This is a genomic window from Armatimonadota bacterium (assembly GCA_039679645.1).
In the GTDB taxonomy this organism is placed as follows: domain Bacteria; phylum Armatimonadota; class UBA5829; order UBA5829; family UBA5829; genus UBA5829.
Window position 1 is genome coordinate 38,400 of sequence record JBDKUO010000056.1, and the last position, 23,505, is coordinate 61,904.

Below are 23,505 nucleotides of genomic sequence, written 5' to 3' on the forward strand. Positions count from 1 at the left end.
GCTGAGATATTATTATGGCAATCAAGAAATCGGAAAATGGCCCTGTAGGGGCGGTAATGGTCGCAGGGGGCGGCATAGCCGGAATCCAGGCGTCGCTGGATCTCGCGAACTCTGGTTATAAGGTCTACCTGGTGGAGAAGTCGCCGTCTGTCGGCGGAAAGATGGCCCAGCTCGACAAGACCTTCCCGACGGGCGACTGCGCCACTTGTATCATATCGCCGAAACTGGTCGAATGCTCGCGAAACCTCAATATCGAAATAATACCTCAGTCGCAGGTCGAAGAGCTTACCGGCGAATCGGGCAGCTTCAAGGTCAAGCTTAAGCAGAGAGCGCGCTTTGTTGATATCAATAAGTGCAGCGCCTGCGGTGACTGCGAGAAAGTATGCCCTATAAATGTGCCCGACCCGTTCAACAGGGGTCTGGCTAAGCATACGGCGATCCATAAAGTGACCGCCCAGGCTGTGCCGAATGCGTATGTGATCGAAAAGCGCGACAGACCGCCGTGTGTCAGCGCCTGCCCTATGGGCCAGAACGTCCAGGCTTATGTCGCTCTTATCGCCAAAGGCAAGTTTGCAGAGGCAGCCGAGATTATCAAGCGTGACAACCCGCTGCCGCTCATCTGCGGCTATGTCTGCCACAGGCCGTGCGAGAGCGAGTGCCAGCAGGGCAGATACGGCGAACCCATCTCTATAAGAAACCTCAAGCGCTTTGCAGTTGAGCACGCCGGTTCGCCGACACCCAACACCCAACACCCAACACCCGACACCTCCAAGGTGGCGATAATCGGTTCGGGACCGGCAGGCCTTGCTGCAGCCGATTATCTTGCTCGGAAGGGCTACGCAGTCACAATTTATGAGGCCATGAGTGTGCCGGGCGGTATGATGAGAGCCGGTATTCCAGACTTCCGTCTTCCGCGCAAGGTCCTCGACAGCCAGATCAAAGATATTCTCGATTTGGGCGTGGAGCTAAAGTGCAACTCACCCATTGGCTCGGATACGACAATCGACAGCATCTTGAAGAGCGGCTACAAGGCTGTGTTTGCCGCAGTCGGTGCCCAGAACAGCACTGATCTGGGCATCAAAGGTGAAGAGCTTAATGGTGTCCGGCCAGGAATCGAGTTCATCAAGCAGGTAAACCTTGGCGAGAAAGTCTCGCTTGGCAATAAAGTTGCCGTGATAGGCGCGGGCAACGCTGCTATGGATATAGCGAGAACGGCTGTCCGCCTGGGCGTGAAGGATGTAACTATCATATATCGCCGCACCAAGTGCGAGATGCCCGCTGACCCGGCCGAGGTCGAGGATGCCATCAAAGAAGGCGTCAAGTTTGTCTTCCTCACTAACCCCAAGCGGTTCGTGGGAGATGGCGGCAAGCTTACCGGTATCGAATGCCTGGATATGAAGCTTTCGGACGAGCGCGACGCTTCCGGCAGGCGCAGACCTGTCGCAGTCGAAGGCTCAGAGCACATCATTGAGTGCGACGACGCCATCCTGGCTACAGGCCAGAAAGTCGACCTGAGCTTTATGATGGGATGCGAGCTTGGAGTAAATAAGTGGGGCCTGCTCAATGTAGACCGCGTGACCCTCGCGACCGACAAGCCCGGCATCTTTGCAGGCGGCGATGTGGTCGCAGGCGCAGGGACTTTGAGCGAGGCGGTAGCCGCAGGTAAGCGGGCTGCTGTTTCTATAGAGAGATATCTTAAGGGTGAGGACATGGTCGAGGGCCGCGATGCCGACAGCCGTATTTGGACTGATGAGAGGCACCGCGAACTCGAGCTTGCCCAGAGGCGTGAAAAGCGCCTGAAGAGTGCGCGTGTCCAGCCGGACAAGCCGGACGGGTCGTACTCAGAGGCCAAAGCTATTGAAGAGGCGAGCCGGTGTCTGGCATGCGGAGTCTGCTGCGAGTGCGGGGAGTGCGTAAAGGCATGTCTGGCTAAGGCCATTGATCACAATATGCAGGACTCGTATCGTGAGCTGGAGGTCGGCGCAGTTGTGCTGGCTCCGGGTTATGAAGAGTTCGACGCTACAATCCGCGGAGAGTTCGGCTTCGGCAGATACGCGAATGTGGTCACCAATGTCCAGTTTGAAAGGCTCCTTTCGGCAGGCGGGCCATATGCTGGCCACCTTCAGAGGATATCGGATGGCAGGGAACTCAAGAAAGTAGCCTTTATCCAGTGCGTTGGTTCGCGTGACGCGGCCAATAACCGGCCTTACTGCTCATCTGTGTGCTGCATGGCGGCAATCAAAGAGTCTGTTGTTGCCAAAGACCACACACCGGGTCTTGAGACCACCATCTTCTACACCGATATACGCGCGTTCGGCAAGGACTTCGACAGATATTATGAGCGCGCCAAGACAGGCGGGGTGCGCTTTGAGCGCAGCCAGATATCGCGTGTGGTCGAAATGCCCGATACCAAGAGCTTGAGGCTTTCATATCTCAAGGACGGAAAGCCCGTTGATGAAGAGTTCGATATGGTAGTCCTCTCCACTGGTATGAGACCCAGCGAGGAGGCTCTGCGCACTGCAAAAGCGGTCGGTATTGAGTTAAACGAGTGCGGGTTCTGCAAGTCGAGTGAGTTTGCTGCTGTGGCTACCAGCCGTGATGGAATCTTCGTCGCCGGAGCTTTCCAGGAACCTAAAGACATTCCTGAGACGGTTACCCAGGCGAGCGCAGCGGCCGCTATGGCTATGGAGATGCTCTCACCTGCGCGCGGCACGCTGGTCACGCACAAGCAGTATCCCAAAGAGCGCGACGTCATCGACGAAGAGCCTAGAATCGGCGTCTTTATATGCCACTGCGGAATCAATATTGCAAGTGTGGTGGATGTGGAGAAGGTCGTAGAGGCTGCCAAGAGCATGCCTTATGTCGCCTTTGCCGACCACCAGATGTATGCCTGTGCGGACAACACTCAGGACTATATGAAGCAGATCATAAATGAGTATAATCTGAACCGCCTGATAGTGGCGTCCTGCACGCCTCGTACACATGAGGCGCTCTTTAGAGAGACAGCCCGCGAGTGTGGGCTTAATCCATACCTGGTGGATATGGCGAATATCCGCGACCAATGTTCGTGGGTCCACTCAAAGGACCCTGACGCAGCGACCGCCAAGGCTATCGACCTGGTCAAAATGGCAGTCGGCAGATCGGCAAAGCTCACCGCTCTGGAGACTGAGGAACTGCCTGTCGTGCAGACTGCATTGGTGATCGGCGGAGGGCCCAGCGGCATGAGTTCAGCTTTGAGCCTTGCAAAGCAGGGCTTCCTGGTCAATCTGGCAGAGAAATTGGATAAACTCGGCGGCAGGCTCGCTCCCGGCAAGATCCGGGATAAGCTAATTGCCGATGTCGAGAAGCACCCTATGATCAGGACATTCCTTTCGTCCAAGGTCGAAAAGCTCAGCGGATTTGTCGGCAACTTCACCAGTGAGATCAAGACACCGGAGGGAATGGTCGATATCGAGCACGGTGCGCTGATCATTGCAATAGGCGGACGTGAGTATAAACCGACAGAATATCTCTACGGCCAGGACAAACGCGTTCTTACTCAGCGCGAGCTTGAGAACAAGTTCTCGATGGTGAGCGAGCTAGCAGCCAGGCCCACTGTCGCTATGATCCAGTGTGTGGGCTCACGAAACGAGCAGAGGCCGTTCTGCAGCCGGTCTTGCTGCACCGACGCAGTCAAGAACGCTATCCGCATAAAAGAGATGCGGCCGGACTCCAAAGTTATCGTGCTCTACAGAGACATGCGCACTTACGGCGCAAACGAGCTATTCTATCAGAAAGCGCGTGAGATGGGCGTTATCTTCCTGAGATACGACCCCGAGAACCCGCCCGAAGTGACCGGTGGCGATAAACTCAAGCTCAAGTTTATGGAGACTGAGCTCAAGATGCCGGTCAACCTGGATGTGGATATGCTGCTGCTTTCAGTCGGGACATCTCCTGCAGTGGAAAACCAGGAGATATCTGATCTGGCGAAGCTTCCGCTCAATGCGGACGGTTTCTTCCTGGAGGCGCATGTAAAGCTGCGTCCTGTGGACTTCGCGTCAGAAGGCATCTTCCTTTGCGGAAGCGCCCATTCGCCGAAGAACACTGTCGAGAATATCCAGCAGGGAAGAGCCGCAGCCGGTAGAGCCGCAACGGTCATCTCGAAGAAGACGATGAACGTCGGCGGTCAGGTGAGTGTAGTAGACACCAGAAAGTGCGTTTCGTGCCTGACATGTGTAAAGGTGTGCCCGTTCGGAGCGCCTGAGGTGAGCAAAACCAACGGCAAGAACCGTGTCGAGATTCAGGCGGCCAAGTGTATGGGCTGCGGAAGCTGCGCCTCGGCGTGCCCTGCCAAAGCTATCGAGCTGCATCACTTTATGGACAAGCAGGTCTCTGCCGCCATTGAAGCGCTGCTCAGAGCGTAATTTATAGTTGAGAATCAAGAATTGAGAGATCAATCGTATGGATAACTTTGAACCGAAAATACTGGCGTTGTGCTGTCATTACTGCGCATACGCCGCTGCGGACCTGGCGGGTTCTATGCGGCTGCAATATCCGGCAAACGTGCGTGTGCTTAGGCTCCCGTGCACCGGCAAGGTGGACCCGGGCTATATAATGACCGCATTTGAGAAGGGCATTGACGGCGTGCTTGTGGCCGGCTGCCTGGAGGGCGGATGCCACTTCCAGGAGGGCAACCTGCGGGCTAAAAGGCGTGTGGCACTCGTCCGTGAGATGCTGGAGGAAGCCGGAATAGAGAAAGACAGGCTGGAGATGTTTAACCTCTCCTCAGCCGAAGGACCCAGGTTCGCTGAGATAGTCGGTATAATGGCCGACCGGATCAAAAAGCTCGGACCAAATCCATTGAGACGCGAAAGCGCTCAGGTGACAGGTGTTAGGGGTTAGGTGTTGATATGATCGTTGCACAAAGAAAAAACATAAAAGAACTTAAGGATATCCTGGCGCAGCACAAGCGCATACTGGTGCTGGGCTGCGGCACATGCGTCACTGTCTGCCTTGCAGGCGGTGAGCGCGAGGTCGGCATGATCAGCTCCGCTCTGCGGATTGCGTATAAGCTCGACGATCAGGAGCATGAGATAAATGAGCTGACGATTGAGCGCCAGTGCGAGAACGAGTTCTTCGAAGATGCTATAGAGGCTGTCCAGAACGTGGATGCAGTGCTCTCTCTGGCCTGCGGCGCCGGCGTTCAGGCTACAGCCGAGAGGTTCCCGAACACTCCCGTATACGCAGGGCTGGACACCAAGTTCATCGGCGTTTTGCAGGAGCAGGGTATCTGGACCGAGAAGTGTGCAGCCTGCGGCAAGTGCGTGCTGGGCGAATACGGCGCTGTCTGCCCGGTCACCCGCTGCTCAAAGAGCCTACTCAACGGCCCATGCGGAAATGCCCGCAACGGCAAGTGCGAAGTCTCACCGGACCTCGACTGCGGCTGGCAGCTTATCTATGACCGCCTAAAAGCCATCGGCCAGCTCGACAGGCTCCGGGAGATCGTATCACCGCAGGACTGGTCAGTAAGCCATTCGGGCGGATGCAGGAAGATCGTGCGTGAAGATCAGAGAATCGGTTGACACCTGCCACCCCATTTGATAGACTGACATTATCAAATGGGCGAGTGGCGGAATGGCAGACGCAGCGGACTTAAAATCCTCCGGGGCAACCCATGTGGGTTCGACTCCCACCTCGCCCACCAGGTTTTTCGAACGTAAAGAAGAGCCTCCACGACAGAAAACGTGGAGGCTTTTTTTCACATTCCAGGGACACGTTCATATGATATGCCGTCTGCAACGACGCTGCCGTCTGATGCCTGCGCACCTTCAATAAGCTTCTTTTGCGCACTGCTCCAGATAAAAGCCCTGACAAACCAGCCATAAACCAGCGGACAAGAAAAGACATAACTCCCAGATCCATTACGTCTCCAACAGCCTGTCACATAAATAGGGCGATTATTGCTGCTGATTGGAGAAAGAACTACTGCCTTATAGCTGGCTTTAGTCAGATTGCCATTATATAGACTAGCGGCTTCAAATGTAATAATGTCTCCAGGAGCCGCAAAGCAAGTGGTAGTCGGCAATACACTCATTGCCAAAAGTAATGTGAGAGTTTTGTAAATCATGAGGTTTGTCTTGCATTGGTATTTCTTGAGATTTGGAGTAGTTGTTATTGCTGAGCTAAAGACTATGAGGATAATACAAAAGGAGCGCTAATCGCCACTGACCTGATGCTTTTTTTTAGAGTAAGCATATGGAGATTACTGTGTGGAGTCTTACGCTGATGATATTACCTGTGTATTGCCTTTGTTTTACGAAGTTGCTGAAGACTGAAAACTATCGGCGCCACGAAATCTCGCCGCATTTACTACCCAGTTGTCTAGAAATTGCTTACCATCCATGTATAGCACTAAATATATGACAGAAGAGTATTCTGCTGCATTTATTATTCTACAGACTGTAGATTACGTCAAGCCATCAACCACTAACCCCCGCTTGCTTCAATGCGCCAACATCATCAACATATATTAAATATTTCATGACAACATATGCAGGCTATCTGGGCGATTTGTGCCGCAAGGAGTGGGTGGAAAGTGATTCTATGATTTGAATGTAAAAAGAGCCTCCCGGAAGTTATCCGTAGAGGCTCTATGGGTTACTGCAGCAATTAAAAATTTGACGGCTACTTTTCAGTTAGTGTTTTTCAGCAGGGATTTCAGGAGTACATAGGCTACATAGCCGACCGCTACTACAATGGCTACGCCTATTGCGAAGGAGATTATAGTGATGGCCAACCCGATGACAATTCTTATAACGGCCAGAGCCACCGCCAAGGCAACTATCCCTACTATAAAGTAGGCTATAATGCTCAGCCAATTTTTCTTTGCGTTCATATACATCGCCTCCAAGTCCTGACTTGTTATTCGACGGCTGGTGCCGAAATCCTTTAGTATCTTACCAGCGAACAGACCTCATAGTTATTCAGTGATTTCCGCCCTTTAAGAAAGAGGAGTTCTATGATGAAGCTCAGGCCTGTAACCGTGCCCCCAAGCTCCTCGACCAGTTGAACTGCAGCCTTTGCCGTGCCTCCTGTAGCGAGCAGGTCATCCACGATTGCGACCCTCATTCCCGGCTCAATGGCATCCTTATGAATCTCAACGGTATTTGTGCCGTATTCGAGATCATACTCAGCCTGCACAGTCTCCCATGGCAGCTTGCCCTTTTTGCGGACGGGGACAAACCCCAGTCCCAGTTCCAGAGCAACTGGTGCGCCAAGGATAAACCCGCGCGACTCTATCCCCACAATCACATCGGGCTTCATGGGCTTTACGCATTCGACTATTGAGCCGACGACCTCATTAAATGCTCGAGGGTTTTGCAAGATAGGTGTGATATCACGAAATAAAATGCCGTCCGCGGGAAAGTCGGGCACATCGCGGATGATCTGTTTCATCGTTTCTTCGGTTATCATAATGGGGCCTCCGGCATGCTTTATCTGAGATTCTTTTTGTACGGCGGTCTGATAATACCCTTCTGGGTTATGATCGCCGTCACATATTCTGCAGGGGTAACGTCAAAGCTGGGGTTAACGACTTGGACACCCATCGGCGCGATTCGGTGTCCGTCAATGTGAGTCACTTCATCGTGCGATCTCTCCTCAATAGGTATTTCATCACCTGAGACGAGAGAAAAATCGACTGTAGAGAAGGGAGCGGCTACATAAAACGGGATCTTGTGATGGCGAGCCAGCACCGCAACTGAATATGTGCCGATCTTGTTGGCCACATCTCCGTTTGATGCAATGCGGTCCGCGCCGACCACTACGCAGTCGATCTTACCCTGGCGCATAAGCCAGCCGGCCATGTTGTCCGAGATGACAGTGACCGGTATATTGTCGCTCATAAGCTCGAAGCAGGTCAGTTTCATCCCCTGCAGTCGAGGGCGAGTCTCATCGGCATAAACGTGAATCTGCTTACCAGACTCAACTGCCGCTCGGATTACACCTAAGGCCGTGCCATATGCGACGCATGCGAGCGCACCGGCGTTGCAGTGGGTAAGGACACTGCCTTTATCCGGCAGAAGCCGGGCTCCGTGTTTGCCAATCATCCGGCAGACATCCTCGTCTTCAGCCAGCATCAGCTCACCGAGTGATTCGAGAGCATGGACTACATCATCGACACTTGATCCTGCCTGCACTGCCGCATGCGCGGCATCCAGCATTCGATCAATTCCCCAGAACAGGTTCACTGCAGTCGGGCGAGTGTTTTTAAGCACATTTCCGGCGTGTTCGAGTTCCTCATATAAGACGTTAGGATCGGCTGCAATCGATCCTCTGGCGGCGACAACGATACCCAGCGCGCCTGTGACGCCTATAGCGGGAGCTCCTCGGACTTTCATTGTCTTGATAGCTTCGGCTACGCTCTCATAGTCAGAAAGCTCGATTGTGACCAGTTCGGCTGGAATACGCGTCTGGTCGATCAATATTACTCTGCCGTCTTTGTAGTCTACTGTGCGCTGCATGCTAGCCCAGCCTCGCGTTCTCCAATGCATGAGCGCAGGGGCAGTCACGAGTCTCGGGCATTTTCTCAATCATCTCGAAGATCAGCCTCTTTACTCGCTCGTTGTTTGCAGTAAGGACTTTTACCACCTCACTCGCATTGACTGGTTCCGCTCCGCCCTCTGCTACAATCCCCACATCATAATCGGTTATCAGCGCGATATTGACGTAGCAGATCTCCTGCTCAAGGGCAAGAATGCACTCGGGGTATTGGGTCATGTTGACCACATGCCAGCCCATTTTAGTAAACCACAGGCTCTCCGCCCGGCTCGAAAACCTCGGGCCCTGGATGCAGACTGTCGTTCCGCCGTCGTGCATCGTTACGCCGTGGTTTCTGCCTATCTCGACAGCAAGTTTGCGCAGCGCACGGCAATAAGTATCAGCGGAGGAGACATGGGTCACGATTGGGCCGTCGTAAAAAGTATCTTTTCGGCCGTATGTGCGGTCGACGAACTGGTCGCAGACCACAAAGTCACCCGGCTTTATATCCGCCTGCAGGCTGCCGACAGCATTGGGGCCTATTATTCGGGTCACGCCAAGCTGTTTCATAGCCCAGATATTTGCGCGATAGGGAATCATGTGGGGTGGAAGATGATGGGTCTTGCCGTGTCTGGGGATAAATGCGACACGCCTGCCTGCGATTGCCCCCAATGCAACAACGTCGCTCGGAGCGCCGTAGGGAGTGTCGAGCTTGGTCTCCTCGACATCGTCCAATAGTGAATAAAACCCGGAGCCGCCTATGACCCCGATCTCAGCCCTAAGTTCTGACATTATACCTCCCCATAAGTCAAAAAGTTGGAAAGTCGAAAGGTCAAAAAGATTACAGGCAGCTCACCTAACTTTTTGACTTTCAGACTTTTTGACTCTCTATTCTATCCAGCGCCTGAAGAGCGGCAGCCTGTTCGGCTTGTTTTTTGCTTTTGCCTGTGCCGCTGCCAAGCCGTTTCTTATCGAGATGCACTTCGACTGTAAATGTCTTGTCGTGGTCTGCGCCTTTTTCGTTTACTACAACATATAGCGGCGCCTTTTTATAGATTCCTTGAGTATACTCCTGCAGGAGGGTCTTGTAATCGCGGATGTGCTGCCTGTGCTCAACGTCTTTGAGAATAGAATCAAGCGCACGCAGTATGAACTGCCGGGCTGCTTCAAGACCCAGATCGAGATAAATAACCGCGACCAGCGCCTCAAATGCATCAGCCATGATCGAGAGCCGCTTCCTGCCGCCGCTGGCCTCCTCACCTGAGCTCATCATGATCATATTTTGCAGCCCGAGCGACTTTGCGCTCTCAGCAAGCACGGGTTCACTGACTGCAACAGCCTTGGCCTTGGCAAGCTCGCCTTCGTTGCGTTCGGGAAAATGCGTATAGAGGTACTCGGCGATTACGACTCCCAATACCGAATCGCCCAGGAACTCCAGCCGCTCGTTTGACGTAGCCTCGGCTGATTCTCCGAGATATGACCTGTGAGTCAATGACTGCCGCAGGAGTGTAAAGTCCTTGATCTCCAATTGCAGCTTCTGAACAATCTGTTGAAGAGTTTTTTGGTCGAGGGTCATGTTTGATTTCAGCTCTCAGCTCTCGGCAATATAAACTGTCTTTATCCCTCCAGTATCTTACCTGGAGGGCGAGTAAAATTGCTGACGGCTGAAAGTTGTTACCCTTTCTTGAAATTGACATGCCACTTCATGCGTTGCGGACCGAGAATTTCGATCTTTCCTGTTTCAATATAGCGTGCACGTCGAGCTTTGTCCAGTTGAAGAAGAATCTTCTCTTTTTCAGGATCGCGGGGGCGTCGACCGGGAACACGACCTTCGAATTTATTTTCGATGTCGATCAGCTTCAGGAAAACTTCCCGCTTACGGCGTTTCCAGTCCTGATAGTCTACTTTTTTCATTCTCCGGCATCCTTTGCAAGGTCGCTCAGCGCATCCGAGACTCTCTCTTGCTCCGCTCGTCGCGTCAGATATTCCCAATCCATGCTTTCCCTGCCAAGCGCTATCAAGCGACTTGCCCATCGGCCGTCCTCGGTAGATTTCCAGTGCACAAAAGCATTCAGCCGATCAATGATCAAATCCTCGATTCCGAGAACGCAGACCGTCATGTCATCGACCTGAACTTCAATTACACGAGCCGTGCCCTCCGCCAACGATGATGAAGGGGCTTCTATTGCGATGTCGATGTCCTCCCGAATCCAGTATCGACCGCGTTTCAAGAAACCCAATTCGGCCATTGCGTCATCCACATGAGCGGAAGTAGGCATGACCACATCAATATCCTTGGTTGTATATCCACCAAGAGTGTAGAATTGCACCGCTCCGCCACCCACCAGAACAGGCTTGACCCCCAACTCCGATAAGCGCTGAGTAATTACGGCAAGCGTAAACAATCGCCGGTCGAGTATATCATCGATCTCGGCGGCACTGTTCAGTAGCTCTTTAAGGTCGTTTTTGCTTGCCATTTTGGTTCCGAATCCTAAAGCAGATTCCTCACTAAGATCGAGATGACAACAGGCATTTATTTCAGCTTACTTACAGCCTCGGCTATCCTGTCCAAGCCCTTTTCGATGTTATCCATGGAAGTCGCGTAGGAAAGGCGGATATAGTCATTTGCCCCAAAACCGGCTCCAGCCACTACCGCCACTCTCGCATCATCCAGCAGCCAGCTCTCCACACAGCCCGAGCACTTCAGCACTTTTCCGCCTGCGCTCTTGCCGAAGAGAGCCGACACATTCGGGAAGACATAAAAAGCTCCGCCGGGCATTGCGCAGGTGATGCCGTCTATGGCGTTAAGCCTTTCGACTATATACTTTCTGCGCTTGTCGAACTCGGCGACCATCTCGGCCAATATTTCCTGCGGGCCGTTGAGCGCGGCAACCGCTGCCGGCTGAGCAAACGAGACCAAGTTGGACGCGCTGTGGCTCTGGATAGCCGTCATAGCCGAGATTATTTCTTTTTCGGCGGCGGCATAGCCCAGACGCCAGCCGGTCATTGAGAACGCTTTGGAAAAACCGTTGATTGTGATCGTCAGCTTCTTGATCTCATCACCAAGCGAAGCGATGCTCACATGCTCGCGCCCATCATAGATGATCTTCTCATAAATCTCATCAGAGAGCACATAGAAACCCTTTTCGACCGCAAGCCGGGCAATCTGCTCGATCTGCTCACGATTATAGACCCCGCCTGTCGGGTTGGACGGGCTGTTCAGGATCAGCATCTTGGTCTTGTCCGTTACTGCGGCTCGAAGCTTCTCAATGGGAACGGTGAACCCCGTGGACTCGTCCGCATCGACAAAGACGCACTTGCCGCCTGCCAGCCCAACAATCTCAGGATAGCTGACCCAATAGGGCGCAGGGATAATCACTTCATCGCCCGGGTCGACTGTCGCCAAGACCGCATTATAGATCGAGTGCTTTGCGCCAAGAGAGACAATCACCTGGTTCGGAGCATAGTCCAATCCGTTATCGCGTTTGAGCTTGTCGCAGATCGCTTTTTTGAGATCGGCAGTGCCGCTGGTCGGGGTGTATTTCGTAAACCCAGCCTGCAGCGATTTTATCGCGGCATCTTTAATGTGCTGCGGCGTATCGAAATCGGGCTCACCCGCGCCAAAGCCGATAACGTCGATCCCGTCCGCTTTCATCTGCTTTGCCTTCGCCGTGACTGCCAGTGTCGGCGAAGGAGTTACACTTTTTGCTCTCTGCGATATATCGGGCATTTCCTTACTCCTCAGAAGTGGAGAGTGGAAAGCTAAAAGTGGAAAGTCCGGATTGACGGCGCTTTCCACTTTCCACTATCTACTTTCCACTAATCCGCAAATCTCTTGAAAATCAGCGTCGCATTCTGGCCGCCGAAGCCGAACGAGTTGTTCATGGCATACTCGATCTTTGCCTCACGCGCTTCGTTTGGTACGAAATCCAGATCGCACGCCGGGTCGGGCTCCACGAGATTTCGTGTGGGCGCAATTACACCATCGGTCAACGCCTTGATACATACAATGCTCTCGACCGCGCCTGCGGCTCCCAGCAGATGGCCGATCATCGACTTGGTCGAGCTGACCATCATCTTGTAGGCATGATCGCCGAAAGCTCTCTTGATAGCCTCGACCTCGCCCGGGTCGCCCACAGGGGTCGAAGTGGCGTGCGCGTTTACATAATCGATCTTCTCGGGCGCAAGCCCAGCGCGACCCAGCGCATTCTTCATACTGCGGGATGCGCCGTCGGGGCTGTTTGCGACCATATCGTAAGCATCAGCCGAGCACCCATATCCGACCACTTCGGCATAAATCTTTGCTCCGCGAGCCTTGGCATGCTCCAATTCTTCGAGCACGACCACACCGGAGCCTTCTCCCATAATGAAGCCGTCTCTGTTTTTATCGAACGGGCGGGACGCATGCTCCGGGTCGTCGTTATTGGTGGACATCGCCTTCATAGTGCAGAAACCCGCGCATGAAAGGGGTCTGATCGCAGCTTCGGCTCCGCCCGCCATCATAACGTCGGCGTCACCGCGCTTGATCATGTGCCACGACTCACCCATCGAGTGGCTGGCAGTTGCGCAAGCCGTCACGACGGCCATGTTCGGGCCCTTCGCGCCGGTTATAATAGCAACGACGCCGCTGGCCATATTGGAGATCAGCATAGGCACAAAGAACGGGCTGACCCGCCTGGGGCCGCTCTCCCAGATAACTTTCTGCTGGGTCTCCCACGTCTCGACTCCGCCGATACCTGAACCGATAAGCACACCCACGCGCGGAGCGTTTTCCTCGGTGATGACCAGACCGCTGTCGTCAAAAGCCATTTTAGCCGCCGCGACACCGAATTTGGTGAACTGGTCCATCCGCCGGGCGAGCTTGGCATCGACATATTTGGTGACGTCAAAATCTTTTACCTGCGCCGCAATTTTGGTCGGGTGATCACAGGCGTCAAAATGAGTGATCGGGGCGATAGCATTCTTGCATGCCTTGACCCCCTCCCAAAACTCATCGACCGTGTTTCCCAACGGCGTAACGGCGCCAAGACCGGTTATGACTATTCTTCTATCCTGCATTAACATCCTTCTAGTATGGGTGATGGGTGTTAGGTATTGGGTGTTAGGGAACCGACACCGGCACGCTTGACTTGCTTGCTAATGCATTACGCAAGCAATAGAGCTGTTTTGCCAACGCAGTAGCCAATCCAGACAATTCCTGGAAATCGCTCTGCGCGATGTAGCCCAGCCTGTACGCAATCTCAAATTGTGTCTGCAGTTCAGCAAGCGAACCTTGAGCCATCGCGATGTGCTGAAGATACTCCTTCAAATGCTCGCGAACATGCCCTTCAGCTATGTTTGATGGAACTGAAACCGCCGCACGTCTCATTTGCCCCGTAAGCCCATAGAGTTCACTCTTAGGAAGAGCTTGTGTGATTCGATACACGCTTTCCACAAGATTCATTCCTGTCTGCCAAACCCGCAGGTCACGGAAGCTATTGATAACGGCGCCGGTTTCCTTCCCCATCACCTAATACCTAACACCCATCACCCGGCTTTTTTAAGCCGACTTGCTTGTGATATAATCGACAGCCTGATTCACGGTGGTGATCTTCTCGGCGTCTTCGTCCGGTATCTGAACTTCGAACTCGTCCTCAAAGCCGATTACGAGGTCGACCACGTCCAGTGAATCCGCGCCGAGATCGTCGACGAACGATGCCGTCTCAGTGACTTCGTCCTCGGATACTTTAAGTCTGTCAACTACTACTTTTTTTACTCTCTCTAGAGTTGTTGCCATAATAACTTCCTCCTCACATAACCATTCCGCCGTCAACGGCGATTACTTGCCCGGTGGTGTAGCTCGACATTGGTGAACACAAGAAGAGCACCACTTCAGCCACATCGTCCGGAGTACCGAGGCGCCTCAAGGGAATCTGCTGGGCAATTCCAGCCTTTGCATCCTCGGGCATCTCCTCGGTCATCACTGTCTGAATAAAGCCGGGCGCAACCGCGTTGACGTTGACACCACGCGAACCAAGCTCCTTGGCCGTGGTCTTTGTCAAAGCGATAACTCCGCCCTTGGAAGCGGAATAGTTAGCCTGTCCCGCATTCCCCATAATCCCCATTACGCTCGCCATATTGACGATCTTGCCGCTTCGCTGGCGCATCATCAACTTGGCTACCGCCTTGGAGCAAATGAACACTCCCTTTAGGTTTGTGTCCAAAACCATATCCCATTCCTGCTCGCTCATGCGAACCAACAGGTTATCACGAGTGATCCCCGCATTGTTGACTAGTATATCGATCCTGCCGAACTTGTCAACTGCCGCCTGGACCATCTTATCGACATCGTCAGGGTTTGAGACGCTGCCGTAAACCGCAAGAGCCTCACCGCCCATATCTTCGACTTCTTTCGCAACCGCCTGAGCGGCCTCCGGCACAAAGTCCGCAATCACGATCTTTGCGCCTTCCTTGGCAAGTCTCAAGGCTATTGACCTGCCGATGCCCTTACCTGCTCTGCCTGCGCCTGTTATCAGCGCTATTTGTCCTTCAAGTAACAACTTACATTCTCCCATCGTCTATTATATTTCGCGTGAACCGCAATATCATTTCGGAACCGCTTCGATAATAAACTGAAACGTAACCAGATTCGGAACGAACCTGCTCAGTATTCGGTGCCTTGCCCTTTTATAGACACGGTCAAACTTTGTGATCCGGTAACCCGTATCTTCAAAAAGCCGCCTTGCGGTGGATGCCGTGAAGAACCTCAAGTGCGTGTCATCCAGAATACCTGCGTTGACATATTCGAACCTGCCGAACAGCAGGTTGAACCTGACTTCGTAATACGCCACATTCGGGATCGACGCCAGTACCTTGCCGCCGTTTTTGAGCAAGTCGCGCGAACGCCGCAATATATCCCACGGGTCCTTGAGGTGCTCCAGCACGTCACCGAATATCACCGCATCAAATCCGGGCTCTATCTCAGCCCACACATCCGGCGACTCGATATCGCCTGTTATAGCCCTGTCCGCATACCGGCTCGCCTGCCGGATCAGTTCCGGATTGATTTCGACAACCGTGACCTTACATCCCAGCTCATCCATAGCCTGGGTCATAAAACCGGTGGCGCAGCCTGCTTCAAGCACTCTCGAACCCGGCGCGACGCAATTGAACATCATCTCATGCGAGTAACCGAGCCCCGTATGCGTGTATATCTTATTGTGCTTCATAAAAATGATTAGATCAGCGCTTCAAGGGATGCTTTGTCGCCAACAGAGTAAACCTCGGCATCTCTGGCAATCCTCTTGATGAGCCCTGCAAGCACTGAGCCCGACCCTAATTCTATAAATACTTCGGCCCCTGCGTCAAGCATTGCGTTTATCGACTCGACCCAGCGCACGCTTCCGGTGATCTGTTTAGACAGATTCACTTTGACTTCTTCGGCCTCATTCTCGACCTGGGCTGTGTAGTTTGCCACCACCGGGGTCGAAAGATTATTTATCCGGCAGGCATGCAAAGCCTCAAGCAGAGCGTCAGAGGCGTCCTGCATGAGCGGCGAGTGAAACGCACCGCTTACACTCAGCGGAACCACCCGCCTCGCGCCCATCTCAGAGGCTATCTCAGAAGCCCGCTTCACCGCATCCGTCTCGCCGGATATTACGGTCTGGATAGGGCTGTTAAAGTTTGCTGCCACGACAATTCCGGAATCCGACGCCTTTGAAACCGCTTCAGATACCTGATCGGGAGAAAGGCCAAGAATGGCGGCCATGGTGCCCGGATTAGCCTGCGCGGCATCGTTCATAAGCTTTGCTCGTTCGCGGACGAGCTTGAGGCCGTCTACAAAATCATAAGCGCAGGCAGCAAAGAGGGCCGCGTATTCGCCTACACTGTGCCCTGCTGCAACAATCGGCTTCAGACCTGATGCGGCAGCGACCATATAGGCAGCGCAGGATGTCAAATAAAGCGCAGGCTGGGTGTTGATCGTCAGCGTAAGCTGGTCCTCGGGTCCGTTGAAGCACAGGTCGGACAGCGAAAAGCCCAGCGCATCATCGGCCATGTCAAAGAGGACTCTGGCCTCATCGAAGGACTCATAGAGGCCTTTGCCCATGCCCACTGCCTGCGAACCCTGGCCGGGAAAGACGAATGCAAGCTTCTTGCCTAGTAAGCCCATTTCATCACTCCCGCGGCCCAGGTAAGCCCCGCGCCGAAGCCGACCGTGACGACCGTGTCGCCTTTTTTGATCTTGCCCTCGCTCAGCGCTTCATCCAGCGCAATCGGGATAGAGGCAGCCGAGGTGTTGCCGTATTTTTGGATGTTTACAAAAAACTTGTCTTTGGCAAGCCCGAGCCTTTGGACGGCGGAGTCGATAATCCTGATGTTTGCCTGATGAGGGATCACCATATCGATATCTTCTACCTTCATGCCCAACTTTGCAAGCACGCGCTCGGTAGCTTCGCCCTGAATCTTGACTGCAAACTTAAAGACCTCACGGCCCTCCATGTGCGTCTTGTCTGCATGAGAATCAAGCAGTTCATGCGTTAACGGCTGTCTGCTTCCACCGCCGGGGATGCACAGAGCGTTAGCGCTGGCGCCGTCCGAGCCCAGTTCAAACCCGAGCATTCCCTCGCCTTCGCCTACAGGACCAACTAACGCTGCGCCCGCGCCATCTCCGAAGAGAATGCAGGTCGTGCGGTCCGTCCAGTTGGTTACCCGAGTGAGCAGATCAGCGCCAATCACCAGCACGTGATTGTACATGCCGCTGGTGATGAAAGAGTTGGCAGCGGCCAGTGAATATACCCAACCCGAACAGCCGGCTCCCAGATCGAATGCCGCAGCGTTTTTACAGCCCAAAGCGTTTTGCACGATAGAGGCTGTGGCAGGATATTGCATATCTCCCGTCACCGTGGCGAGAATTATGAGATCGATATCATCCGGCGTCAAACCTGCGCGGTCAAGAGCTATCTTCGCGGCCTTTGTCGCATAGTCGCTCGTCGCTTCGCCTTCGGCAGATATACGCCGTTCGGAGATTCCGGTCATCGTGCGGATCCACTCGTCGTTAGTGTCGACCATCTTCTCCAGGTCCGCATTTGAGAGCACCTTATCCGGCACGGCTGAACCGGTGCCGATAATTCCCGCATTCCTCTGGTTACACATAGCACATCCTATCTCATCTGACATAAACATACTAAACAGGCCATAACCTGCTGACTGTTAACTGTTATTTCCCACCTGCATGGGTTCCTGCTTGTCCGCACCGATAATCGAATCCCTGATCGTGCTGACAACGTGGCCGTTTACCGCTTCCTTTGCGGCCCTGACTGCGCTTGCGACCGCGCGCGCATTAGACCTGCCATGGCCGATGATACACACACCGTCAAGCCCAAGCAGAGGCGCACCGCCGTGTTCGGCGTAGTCCAGTTTCTTCTGCAGACGCCTGAACATCGGCGCAAGCAGCAATAAGGGGATTTTGGCGAGCGGATGCACGCGAAGATCATCCTTGATGACCCCGGTCACATGCTCGATCAGCCCTTCGGCGACCTTCAGCGCAACGTTTCCGGCGAACCCATCGGCTATTATCACATCGGCTTCGTTTGAAAGCAGATGTCTGCCTTCGACATTGCCGATAAAGTTCAATTTACTCGCAGCCAAGACTTCATACGTAGCCCTGACAACCTCGTTGCCCTTGCTCTTCTCCTCGCCAATCGAAAGCAGAGCTACACGCGGATTTTGGATCGAGAAAACTTTCTCTGCATAGACGCTGCCCATCACGGCAAACTGCGTCAGGTTTTCAACGCTGCAGTCTGCAACGGCGCCGGCGTCCAGCATAATGGTCGGGCCATGTCTTCCGGGCCAGACGCACGCAATGGCCGGGCGATCAATACCTTTGATCCTGCCTAGCCTGAGCGTTGCGACCGCCATAGCCGCTGCGGTATTGCCGACACTGACCATGGCGTCGGCCTCGCCTTTTTTGACCATAGACGCGGCAACAACCACGGACGCGTCACGCTTCGTGCGGACAGCGTCCACGTGGTCGTCCATCGTGATCACTTCCGAGGTATGTCTGATCGTTACTCTATTGGACGCGGCAAACTCAGCCGGCAGATATCGCCTTATGGCCTTTTCATCCCCGACAAGAACAACGTCCACGTCATGCAGCTTGCTGCCCTGCGCCGCTCCCTTGACTATCTCCGCGGGAGCAAAATCGCCACCCATTGCATCGACGGCTATTTTCATGCGCGAATCCCTTCGACGCCGTCAGTCAGCAACTCTACTCGGCCTTCTGCTTTTCCTTGATTTCTATAACCAGCCGGCCGTTGTAATAGCCGCACGACGGGCAGGCATGGTGCGGTTGAGCCGGCGCATGGCAGCGCGGGCACTCCGAGACGGTCGGCACGTTGAGCTTGTAGTGCGTTCTGCGCAGACGCGTCCTCTGATTTGAATGTCGTCTTTTCGGTAAAGGCATTTAGATCTCCTTTTGTATAGTCAAAAAGTCTAAAAGTTTGAAAGTCAAAAAGTTGCCATCAATCAACAGCGACAATACTGATCGCACGCAATCTCCGAATCGCGTGCGAAACCGAATACTAGGATTTCAAATCCTCAGATTCTGTTTCGGGCGTCATCGGAAATAACGCCCGATCAAAGTTAACTTTTTGACATTTTGACTCTCTAGCTTTCCGACTCATCTTCTTCAAGCAGCTCTGCGAGCGCGCCGAACGGAGACTCATCGCCCTCCGCCGGGCAGCCGCATGGCCCCTCATTAAGGTCCTTGCCGCAGCGCGAACAAAGACCCTTGCACTCATCCGAGCACAAAGTCTTGATCGGAACAGCGACCGCGATGTTCTGGCGCAGCAGCTCGGTCAGGTCGAGAATATAGTCCACAAACAGCGGCTCTTTCTCGTCCTCGGGAAGCTCCTGTTCCTCAAGCACCTCAATCGTGTGTCCCGGTATCTGTAATTCTTCTTCTATCGGCAGCTTAAGATCGATCGTATAAGGTTTAAGACACCTGGTGCACTCAAGCTCGATTGTAGCCTCAAAGTGCCCCCTAGTGACTATATGCTTGCCGGTATTGTTAAACGTAATCTCGCCGCTTATCGGCTTGACGCATTTGACTCCGCTTTCGGGGTCATCAATAGGCGGCTCATCTATATTATACTGTATTCGCTTGCCAAGGTGCGATGCTATTTCACTTAGGTCGAGTTTCATTGTCGGCACCTGTATTCTATAACTTGCTAAGCGCTTTCAACAACCTGCACGGTCTCACGCGCGATGACTCGCTCTTCATTGGTCGGGATCAGCAAGATTCTCACTTTCGAGCCATCTTTGCTGATATCCGCCGGGCCCTTGAGCTTGTCGTTCTTATCGGAGTCCAGCTCGATCCCGAAGAAATCCATACCATCGCACACTCTGGCGCGGATGGTCGTGCTGTTCTCGCCGATCCCTCCGGTAAAGACCATTGCATCAAGCCCGCCCATCGCTGCGATATATGCGCCGATATACTTGCGAATTCGATAGCAGAAAATGGCAAGCGCAAGCTGAGCGCGCTTGTTGCCTTTGTCCGCCGCATTTTCGACGTCGCGCATATCACCCGATACACCGGACACACCCAGCAGGCCGCTCTTCTTGTTGATCAAATCGTCCAGGTCTTCGGCGGTGGCGCCGAGCTTCTTACCCAAATACGTCAGTATGGCAGGGTCGATATCACCGCAGCGTGTGCCCATCATAAGACCTTCTGCCGGAGTGACACCCATCGAAGTGTCCATTACTTTTCCGCCGACCACTGCGGCCATACTCGATCCATTACCCAGGTGACATGTTATTATACGCGATTTATCCGGGTCAACGTTCATCGACTTGAGCATCTTAAGCGCCTGGCCGGTTACATACCTGTGAGATGTGCCATGAAAGCCGTAGCGCCTGATCCCGTAATCCTGATAATACTTATAAGGTAAAGCGTATGTATATGCGTAATCCGGCATAGTCGCATGGAAAGCCGTATCGAAAACCGCTACCTGGGGCACACCCGGCATCAGTTTCATGCAAGCGCGAATCCCTTTGGCGTTTGCGGGATTGTGCAGCGGACCAAGATCACTGAGCTTCTCGATCTCCAGCACTACTTCTTCGTTCACGAGAGTCGGCTGAACAAACCTCTCACCGCCATGGAGCACTCTGTGGCCGACAGCCGAAATCTCGTCCATGCTCTTAACTGCACCGACCTTGGGGTCCTTGAGCAGTGCAAATACATGATCGATGGCCTCGGCATGGTCGGCCATATCGACGTTTACTTCGGCCTTGCCGTTAGCGACACACTCGTGCTTGACCCTGCCTCCGCCGCCTGCCGTTCCGATACGTTCCGCAAGCCCCTTTGCCAGAACTTCTTCGCTCTCCGAATCGATCAACTGATATTTCAGTGAGCTGGACCCACTGTTTAATACTAAGATTTTCATTAATACACCAGTTCTAAAAATTCTGAATTCTAAATTTTGAATTCTGAGTTGAGCACGAGTTTCCTCATAACTCAAAATTCAGAATTCAAAATTCATAATTATTGTATGGCTTGGACCGCTGTTATGGCGGCTACATTCACTATGTCGTCCGCGTTGCATCCGCGGGAAAGATCGTTTACAGGCTTTCTAAGCCCCTGCAGCACCGGCCCGTATGCCTCGGCCTTAGCCAGCCGCTCAATCATCTTATAGCAGATGTTGCCTGTGTTGAGGTCAGGGAAGATAAGCACGTTTGCCTTACCTGCAACCGGGCTGCCCGGAGCTTTTTTCTTGGCTATCCAGTCGACCAGAGCGGAGTCTGCCTGAAGCTCGCCGTCAAGCATAAGGTCGGGCATTCTCTCTTTTGCGATCCTGGTCGCTTCCACTACTTTGTCTACCAGCGGGTCTGATGCGCTTCCCTTAGTCGAGAACGAAAGCATGGCAACCCTGGGCTCGGCTCCCAAAAGGCTCTTCATTGTTTTTGCGCTCTGGATTGCGATCTCTGCAAGCTCATCGGCTGCCGGATTGATGACCAGACCGCAGTCCGAAAATATGAATGTTCCATTCTCGCCATACTCGCAGTCCGGCACGATCATAACAAAGAAGCTCGATACCAGCTTGCAGCCCGGCGCGGTGCGCAGGATCTGCAGCGCAGGCCTTACAGTATCTGCGGTCGAGTGAGTGGCTCCGGAGACCTGACCGTCGGCCTCGTCGTTGGCGACCATCATGCACCCGAAGTGCAGCGGGTCGGCTATCATAGTGCGGGCTTTCTCTTCGGTCATGCCCTTGTGCTTACGCATTTCATAAAACTGCTTTGCATATTCATCGAACTTGGGCGACTTGACCGGATCGATTACTTTGCAGCCTGAGACATCCGCGCCTGACTTTTCTACTGCAGATGCGATCTTGTCTTCGGCATTTACAAGAAACACCTCGGCCAAGCCCTGCTCGACTATCTTCTGAGCGGCAGTGACTGTCCTGACATCTTCCGCTTCCGGCAGCACGATTCTTTTCTTGGCGGCCTTTGCCCTGGCATAGACCGTTTCCATTACGTTAGGCATTGTTATCAACTCCACTGTACAGCGCCAAACGTCATAAGGTCACAACGCCACCTCCACGGCGCAAAATTCCGTGACTTGTGGCGCACTGACATTATGACGTTAAGACGTTAAAACATTCCGACAACCATTTAATATCGGGAACAAGTCCCCGAAACACCGGGTGATTATCTTCTAATTCCACGTCCGATGGGAATAATCGGCTCTGAAGTCTGCACGGCGCTTATGCGCATGTCCAGCTTCTCGCGGCCTTTCTGGATTGTACCCATAACTTTAGCCAAATGATTCTCAATGGCCGAAAGAACATCACGCGCATATTCGTCGGATCCGCGCTTGATCTCTCTGGCTGAGTTTTCAGCATTGGCCATCATCTCTTGAGCCTGGACCTTTGCCATTCGGTTTATCTCACTGGTATCGACCAGTTTGGAAGCCATCTGGCGAGCCTCTTCCATGATCCTGTTGGACTCTTCTATGGCCTGTTCTTTGATCATCTCGGCTTCTTCTTTGGCTGCAAGAACAATCTTGTCGCTGTCGTTGGCGACCCGGCTGGCCCTGCGCACTTCATCGGGCAGAGACGCCCTGACCTTATTGATCAGCATATGAAACTCTTCCAGGTCCAAACCCCATGCCTTGCCGAAGAAAGACGTGCTGCTTTCAGCCAGGTCTTCCATGTCATCGAGCAACCTCAGTATATCTTCCTGATTGCCTCCCCCATTCAGAAAAGGTCTGCGCACCACCACTTGTTCTTGATCTATCATCTTCTAAGCCTCCTGCCCTCTCTGATGCAATCTTTCAAGTACTCTCGCTTCAATAACTTTCGGTACCAGCCCCTGTATCGGGGCGCCGAGCTCCACAACTTCCTTGACTAAACTGGAACTCAAAAACAGGTGCTCCGGGCTTGTCATCATAAAAAGCGTTTCCACCTGATCATTCAGGCTTTTATTCATAAGCGCCTGCTGGAACTCGGCCTCGAAGTCCGAGATGGCCCGAAGTCCCTTTATGACTGCCCTTGCGCCCTGGCTCTCTACATAGTCTACCGTAAGTCCATGGAAATAGTCTACAGTAACATTGGCTAAGTGTCCACATGCTTCGCGTAAAAATTGCATTCTTTCCGGCACAGAAAACATCGGATCTTTTTTCGGGTTGACGGCAACAGCCACCACGAGATCATCAAAGATTCTCGCCGAGCGCTCTATTATGTCCAGGTGACCGCTTGTCACCGGGTCGAAACTACCAGGGTAAACCGCTTTCATTTTATAATTATAACTGATTATTTTCTATTTGATGAGCGGCTTCGGCCCCTTTGGAACCGAAGCAACGGTAGTGCGTCGGGCCGTTTCGGGAGAAGGGGAAGCTGTCTCAGAATGCTTCGCTAAGATACGAAGAATTATTGAAACACATTCCAAGTTCCCCGATTCGGCGACAACACAAGTGTATAAATCTATCAATGCTGCTAAAACAGGCAACCAATG

General features: G+C 53.2%; 26 protein-coding genes and 1 tRNA gene. 4 read left to right on the forward strand and 23 right to left on the reverse strand.

Annotated elements, in window-relative coordinates; all coding sequences use genetic code 11:
• The first annotated feature begins 14 nt into the window (after positions 1 to 14).
• From ABFD83_11595 to ABFD83_11610, 4 genes are all read left to right on the forward strand, one after another.
• Positions 15 to 4,403, forward strand: a complete 4,389-nt coding sequence (locus tag ABFD83_11595) for an FAD-dependent oxidoreductase (GenBank protein MEN6357714.1) — start codon at positions 15 to 17, stop codon at positions 4,401 to 4,403.
• A gap of 37 nt (positions 4,404 to 4,440) precedes the next feature.
• Entirely contained in the window at positions 4,441 to 4,881 is a 441-nt protein-coding gene (locus ABFD83_11600) for a hydrogenase iron-sulfur subunit (GenBank protein ID MEN6357715.1), read from the forward strand.
• 8 nt (positions 4,882 to 4,889) lie between these two features.
• Positions 4,890 to 5,561, forward strand: coding sequence for a methylenetetrahydrofolate reductase C-terminal domain-containing protein (locus ABFD83_11605; GenBank protein MEN6357716.1), 672 nt, complete (start codon positions 4,890 to 4,892; stop codon positions 5,559 to 5,561).
• A 38-nt stretch (positions 5,562 to 5,599) separates the two neighbouring features.
• A tRNA-Leu gene (locus tag ABFD83_11610) sits at positions 5,600 to 5,683 on the forward strand.
• A gap of 54 nt (positions 5,684 to 5,737) precedes the next feature.
• On the opposite strand, the gene ABFD83_11615 is transcribed toward ABFD83_11610, so the two are convergent.
• From ABFD83_11615 to coaD, 23 genes are all read right to left on the reverse strand, one after another.
• The gene (locus ABFD83_11615; protein MEN6357717.1) at positions 5,738 to 6,106 is read right to left on the reverse strand and encodes a hypothetical protein; all 369 of its coding nucleotides are present in this window, start codon (positions 6,104 to 6,106) and stop codon (positions 5,738 to 5,740) included.
• A 564-nt stretch (positions 6,107 to 6,670) separates the two neighbouring features.
• On the reverse strand, positions 6,671 to 6,874 hold the full coding sequence (locus ABFD83_11620; protein ID MEN6357718.1) for a hypothetical protein: 204 nt from the start codon (positions 6,872 to 6,874) through the stop codon (positions 6,671 to 6,673).
• A 53-nt stretch (positions 6,875 to 6,927) separates the two neighbouring features.
• Positions 6,928 to 7,452, reverse strand: a complete 525-nt coding sequence (locus ABFD83_11625; protein ID MEN6357719.1) for an adenine phosphoribosyltransferase — start codon at positions 7,450 to 7,452, stop codon at positions 6,928 to 6,930.
• A 20-nt stretch (positions 7,453 to 7,472) separates the two neighbouring features.
• A complete protein-coding gene (gene mtnA / locus ABFD83_11630; GenBank protein MEN6357720.1) occupies positions 7,473 to 8,501 on the reverse strand; it encodes an S-methyl-5-thioribose-1-phosphate isomerase in 1,029 nt (342 codons plus the stop codon).
• A 1-nt stretch (position 8,502) separates the two neighbouring features.
• The gene (locus ABFD83_11635) at positions 8,503 to 9,309 is read right to left on the reverse strand and encodes an S-methyl-5'-thioadenosine phosphorylase (protein MEN6357721.1); all 807 of its coding nucleotides are present in this window, start codon (positions 9,307 to 9,309) and stop codon (positions 8,503 to 8,505) included.
• A 79-nt stretch (positions 9,310 to 9,388) separates the two neighbouring features.
• Positions 9,389 to 10,093, reverse strand: coding sequence for a ribonuclease III (gene rnc, locus ABFD83_11640; protein ID MEN6357722.1), 705 nt, complete (start codon positions 10,091 to 10,093; stop codon positions 9,389 to 9,391).
• A gap of 98 nt (positions 10,094 to 10,191) precedes the next feature.
• Positions 10,192 to 10,431, reverse strand: coding sequence for a hypothetical protein (locus ABFD83_11645; GenBank protein MEN6357723.1), 240 nt, complete (start codon positions 10,429 to 10,431; stop codon positions 10,192 to 10,194).
• On the reverse strand, positions 10,428 to 10,994 hold the full coding sequence (locus ABFD83_11650; protein MEN6357724.1) for a DUF6036 family nucleotidyltransferase: 567 nt from the start codon (positions 10,992 to 10,994) through the stop codon (positions 10,428 to 10,430). The genes ABFD83_11645 and ABFD83_11650 overlap by 4 nt, the downstream gene beginning before the upstream one ends.
• 56 nt (positions 10,995 to 11,050) lie before the next feature.
• On the reverse strand, positions 11,051 to 12,247 hold the full coding sequence (locus ABFD83_11655; protein ID MEN6357725.1) for a pyridoxal phosphate-dependent aminotransferase: 1,197 nt from the start codon (positions 12,245 to 12,247) through the stop codon (positions 11,051 to 11,053).
• A gap of 89 nt (positions 12,248 to 12,336) precedes the next feature.
• Positions 12,337 to 13,575, reverse strand: a complete 1,239-nt coding sequence (fabF, locus tag ABFD83_11660) for a beta-ketoacyl-ACP synthase II (protein ID MEN6357726.1) — start codon at positions 13,573 to 13,575, stop codon at positions 12,337 to 12,339.
• Between the two features lie 43 nt (positions 13,576 to 13,618).
• Positions 13,619 to 14,023, reverse strand: a complete 405-nt coding sequence (locus ABFD83_11665; protein MEN6357727.1) for a four helix bundle protein — start codon at positions 14,021 to 14,023, stop codon at positions 13,619 to 13,621.
• A 33-nt stretch (positions 14,024 to 14,056) separates the two neighbouring features.
• Positions 14,057 to 14,293 carry an acyl carrier protein gene (gene acpP, locus ABFD83_11670; protein MEN6357728.1) on the reverse strand — a complete coding sequence of 79 codons (237 nt, stop codon included), beginning with the start codon at positions 14,291 to 14,293 and terminating at the stop codon, positions 14,057 to 14,059.
• A gap of 13 nt (positions 14,294 to 14,306) precedes the next feature.
• Positions 14,307 to 15,056 (reverse strand): 3-oxoacyl-[acyl-carrier-protein] reductase, encoded by a 750-nt coding sequence (fabG, locus tag ABFD83_11675; protein MEN6357729.1) that lies wholly within the window; start codon positions 15,054 to 15,056, stop codon positions 14,307 to 14,309.
• A gap of 45 nt (positions 15,057 to 15,101) precedes the next feature.
• Complete coding sequence (locus ABFD83_11680) at positions 15,102 to 15,725, reverse strand: class I SAM-dependent methyltransferase (protein ID MEN6357730.1); 624 nt, start codon at positions 15,723 to 15,725, stop codon at positions 15,102 to 15,104.
• Positions 15,726 to 15,733: 8 nt separating this feature from the next.
• Positions 15,734 to 16,666, reverse strand: a complete 933-nt coding sequence (fabD, locus tag ABFD83_11685) for an ACP S-malonyltransferase (protein MEN6357731.1) — start codon at positions 16,664 to 16,666, stop codon at positions 15,734 to 15,736.
• A complete protein-coding gene (locus ABFD83_11690; protein MEN6357732.1) occupies positions 16,654 to 17,649 on the reverse strand; it encodes a beta-ketoacyl-ACP synthase III in 996 nt (331 codons plus the stop codon). Before ABFD83_11690 ends, fabD begins: the two co-directional genes overlap by 13 nt.
• 57 nt (positions 17,650 to 17,706) lie before the next feature.
• Positions 17,707 to 18,729, reverse strand: a complete 1,023-nt coding sequence (gene plsX / locus ABFD83_11695; protein MEN6357733.1) for a phosphate acyltransferase PlsX — start codon at positions 18,727 to 18,729, stop codon at positions 17,707 to 17,709.
• Positions 18,730 to 18,763: 34 nt separating this feature from the next.
• Complete coding sequence (gene rpmF / locus ABFD83_11700; protein MEN6357734.1) at positions 18,764 to 18,958, reverse strand: 50S ribosomal protein L32; 195 nt, start codon at positions 18,956 to 18,958, stop codon at positions 18,764 to 18,766.
• A gap of 203 nt (positions 18,959 to 19,161) precedes the next feature.
• Positions 19,162 to 19,698 (reverse strand): DUF177 domain-containing protein, encoded by a 537-nt coding sequence (locus tag ABFD83_11705; protein MEN6357735.1) that lies wholly within the window; start codon positions 19,696 to 19,698, stop codon positions 19,162 to 19,164.
• Between the two features lie 26 nt (positions 19,699 to 19,724).
• Positions 19,725 to 20,939, reverse strand: coding sequence for an acetate kinase (locus tag ABFD83_11710; protein MEN6357736.1), 1,215 nt, complete (start codon positions 20,937 to 20,939; stop codon positions 19,725 to 19,727).
• 98 nt (positions 20,940 to 21,037) lie between these two features.
• Positions 21,038 to 22,036, reverse strand: coding sequence for a phosphate acetyltransferase (gene pta, locus ABFD83_11715; GenBank protein ID MEN6357737.1), 999 nt, complete (start codon positions 22,034 to 22,036; stop codon positions 21,038 to 21,040).
• 164 nt (positions 22,037 to 22,200) lie between these two features.
• Entirely contained in the window at positions 22,201 to 22,791 is a 591-nt protein-coding gene (locus tag ABFD83_11720; GenBank protein ID MEN6357738.1) for a hypothetical protein, read from the reverse strand.
• 3 nt (positions 22,792 to 22,794) lie between these two features.
• The gene (coaD, locus tag ABFD83_11725) at positions 22,795 to 23,286 is read right to left on the reverse strand and encodes a pantetheine-phosphate adenylyltransferase (GenBank protein MEN6357739.1); all 492 of its coding nucleotides are present in this window, start codon (positions 23,284 to 23,286) and stop codon (positions 22,795 to 22,797) included.
• Positions 23,287 to 23,505 lie beyond the last annotated feature (219 nt).

What these genes read in the sequence shown, in the direction of transcription:
- ABFD83_11595 (MEN6357714.1), top strand. Translation starts at nt 15, where the DNA reads ATGGCAATCAAGAAATCGGAAAATGGCCCTGTAGGGGCGGTAATGGTC.
- ABFD83_11600 (MEN6357715.1), top strand. Translation starts at nt 4,441, where the DNA reads ATGGATAACTTTGAACCGAAAATACTGGCGTTGTGCTGTCATTACTGC.
- ABFD83_11605 (MEN6357716.1), top strand. Translation starts at nt 4,890, where the DNA reads ATGATCGTTGCACAAAGAAAAAACATAAAAGAACTTAAGGATATCCTG.
- ABFD83_11615 (MEN6357717.1), bottom strand. Translation starts at nt 6,106, where the DNA reads ATGATTTACAAAACTCTCACATTACTTTTGGCAATGAGTGTATTGCCG.
- ABFD83_11620 (MEN6357718.1), bottom strand. Translation starts at nt 6,874, where the DNA reads ATGAACGCAAAGAAAAATTGGCTGAGCATTATAGCCTACTTTATAGTA.
- ABFD83_11625 (MEN6357719.1), bottom strand. Translation starts at nt 7,452, where the DNA reads ATGATAACCGAAGAAACGATGAAACAGATCATCCGCGATGTGCCCGAC.
- mtnA (MEN6357720.1), bottom strand. Translation starts at nt 8,501, where the DNA reads ATGCAGCGCACAGTAGACTACAAAGACGGCAGAGTAATATTGATCGAC.
- ABFD83_11635 (MEN6357721.1), bottom strand. Translation starts at nt 9,309, where the DNA reads ATGTCAGAACTTAGGGCTGAGATCGGGGTCATAGGCGGCTCCGGGTTT.
- rnc (MEN6357722.1), bottom strand. Translation starts at nt 10,093, where the DNA reads ATGACCCTCGACCAAAAAACTCTTCAACAGATTGTTCAGAAGCTGCAA.
- ABFD83_11645 (MEN6357723.1), bottom strand. Translation starts at nt 10,431, where the DNA reads ATGAAAAAAGTAGACTATCAGGACTGGAAACGCCGTAAGCGGGAAGTT.
- ABFD83_11650 (MEN6357724.1), bottom strand. Translation starts at nt 10,994, where the DNA reads ATGGCAAGCAAAAACGACCTTAAAGAGCTACTGAACAGTGCCGCCGAG.
- ABFD83_11655 (MEN6357725.1), bottom strand. Translation starts at nt 12,247, where the DNA reads ATGCCCGATATATCGCAGAGAGCAAAAAGTGTAACTCCTTCGCCGACA.
- fabF (MEN6357726.1), bottom strand. Translation starts at nt 13,575, where the DNA reads ATGCAGGATAGAAGAATAGTCATAACCGGTCTTGGCGCCGTTACGCCG.
- ABFD83_11665 (MEN6357727.1), bottom strand. Translation starts at nt 14,023, where the DNA reads ATGGGGAAGGAAACCGGCGCCGTTATCAATAGCTTCCGTGACCTGCGG.
- acpP (MEN6357728.1), bottom strand. Translation starts at nt 14,293, where the DNA reads ATGGCAACAACTCTAGAGAGAGTAAAAAAAGTAGTAGTTGACAGACTT.
- ABFD83_11680 (MEN6357730.1), bottom strand. Translation starts at nt 15,725, where the DNA reads ATGAAGCACAATAAGATATACACGCATACGGGGCTCGGTTACTCGCAT.
- fabD (MEN6357731.1), bottom strand. Translation starts at nt 16,666, where the DNA reads ATGGGCTTACTAGGCAAGAAGCTTGCATTCGTCTTTCCCGGCCAGGGT.
- ABFD83_11690 (MEN6357732.1), bottom strand. Translation starts at nt 17,649, where the DNA reads ATGTGTAACCAGAGGAATGCGGGAATTATCGGCACCGGTTCAGCCGTG.
- plsX (MEN6357733.1), bottom strand. Translation starts at nt 18,729, where the DNA reads ATGAAAATAGCCGTCGATGCAATGGGTGGCGATTTTGCTCCCGCGGAG.
- rpmF (MEN6357734.1), bottom strand. Translation starts at nt 18,958, where the DNA reads ATGCCTTTACCGAAAAGACGACATTCAAATCAGAGGACGCGTCTGCGC.
- ABFD83_11705 (MEN6357735.1), bottom strand. Translation starts at nt 19,698, where the DNA reads ATGAAACTCGACCTAAGTGAAATAGCATCGCACCTTGGCAAGCGAATA.
- ABFD83_11710 (MEN6357736.1), bottom strand. Translation starts at nt 20,939, where the DNA reads ATGAAAATCTTAGTATTAAACAGTGGGTCCAGCTCACTGAAATATCAG.
- pta (MEN6357737.1), bottom strand. Translation starts at nt 22,036, where the DNA reads ATGCCTAACGTAATGGAAACGGTCTATGCCAGGGCAAAGGCCGCCAAG.
- ABFD83_11720 (MEN6357738.1), bottom strand. Translation starts at nt 22,791, where the DNA reads ATGATAGATCAAGAACAAGTGGTGGTGCGCAGACCTTTTCTGAATGGG.
- coaD (MEN6357739.1), bottom strand. Translation starts at nt 23,286, where the DNA reads ATGAAAGCGGTTTACCCTGGTAGTTTCGACCCGGTGACAAGCGGTCAC.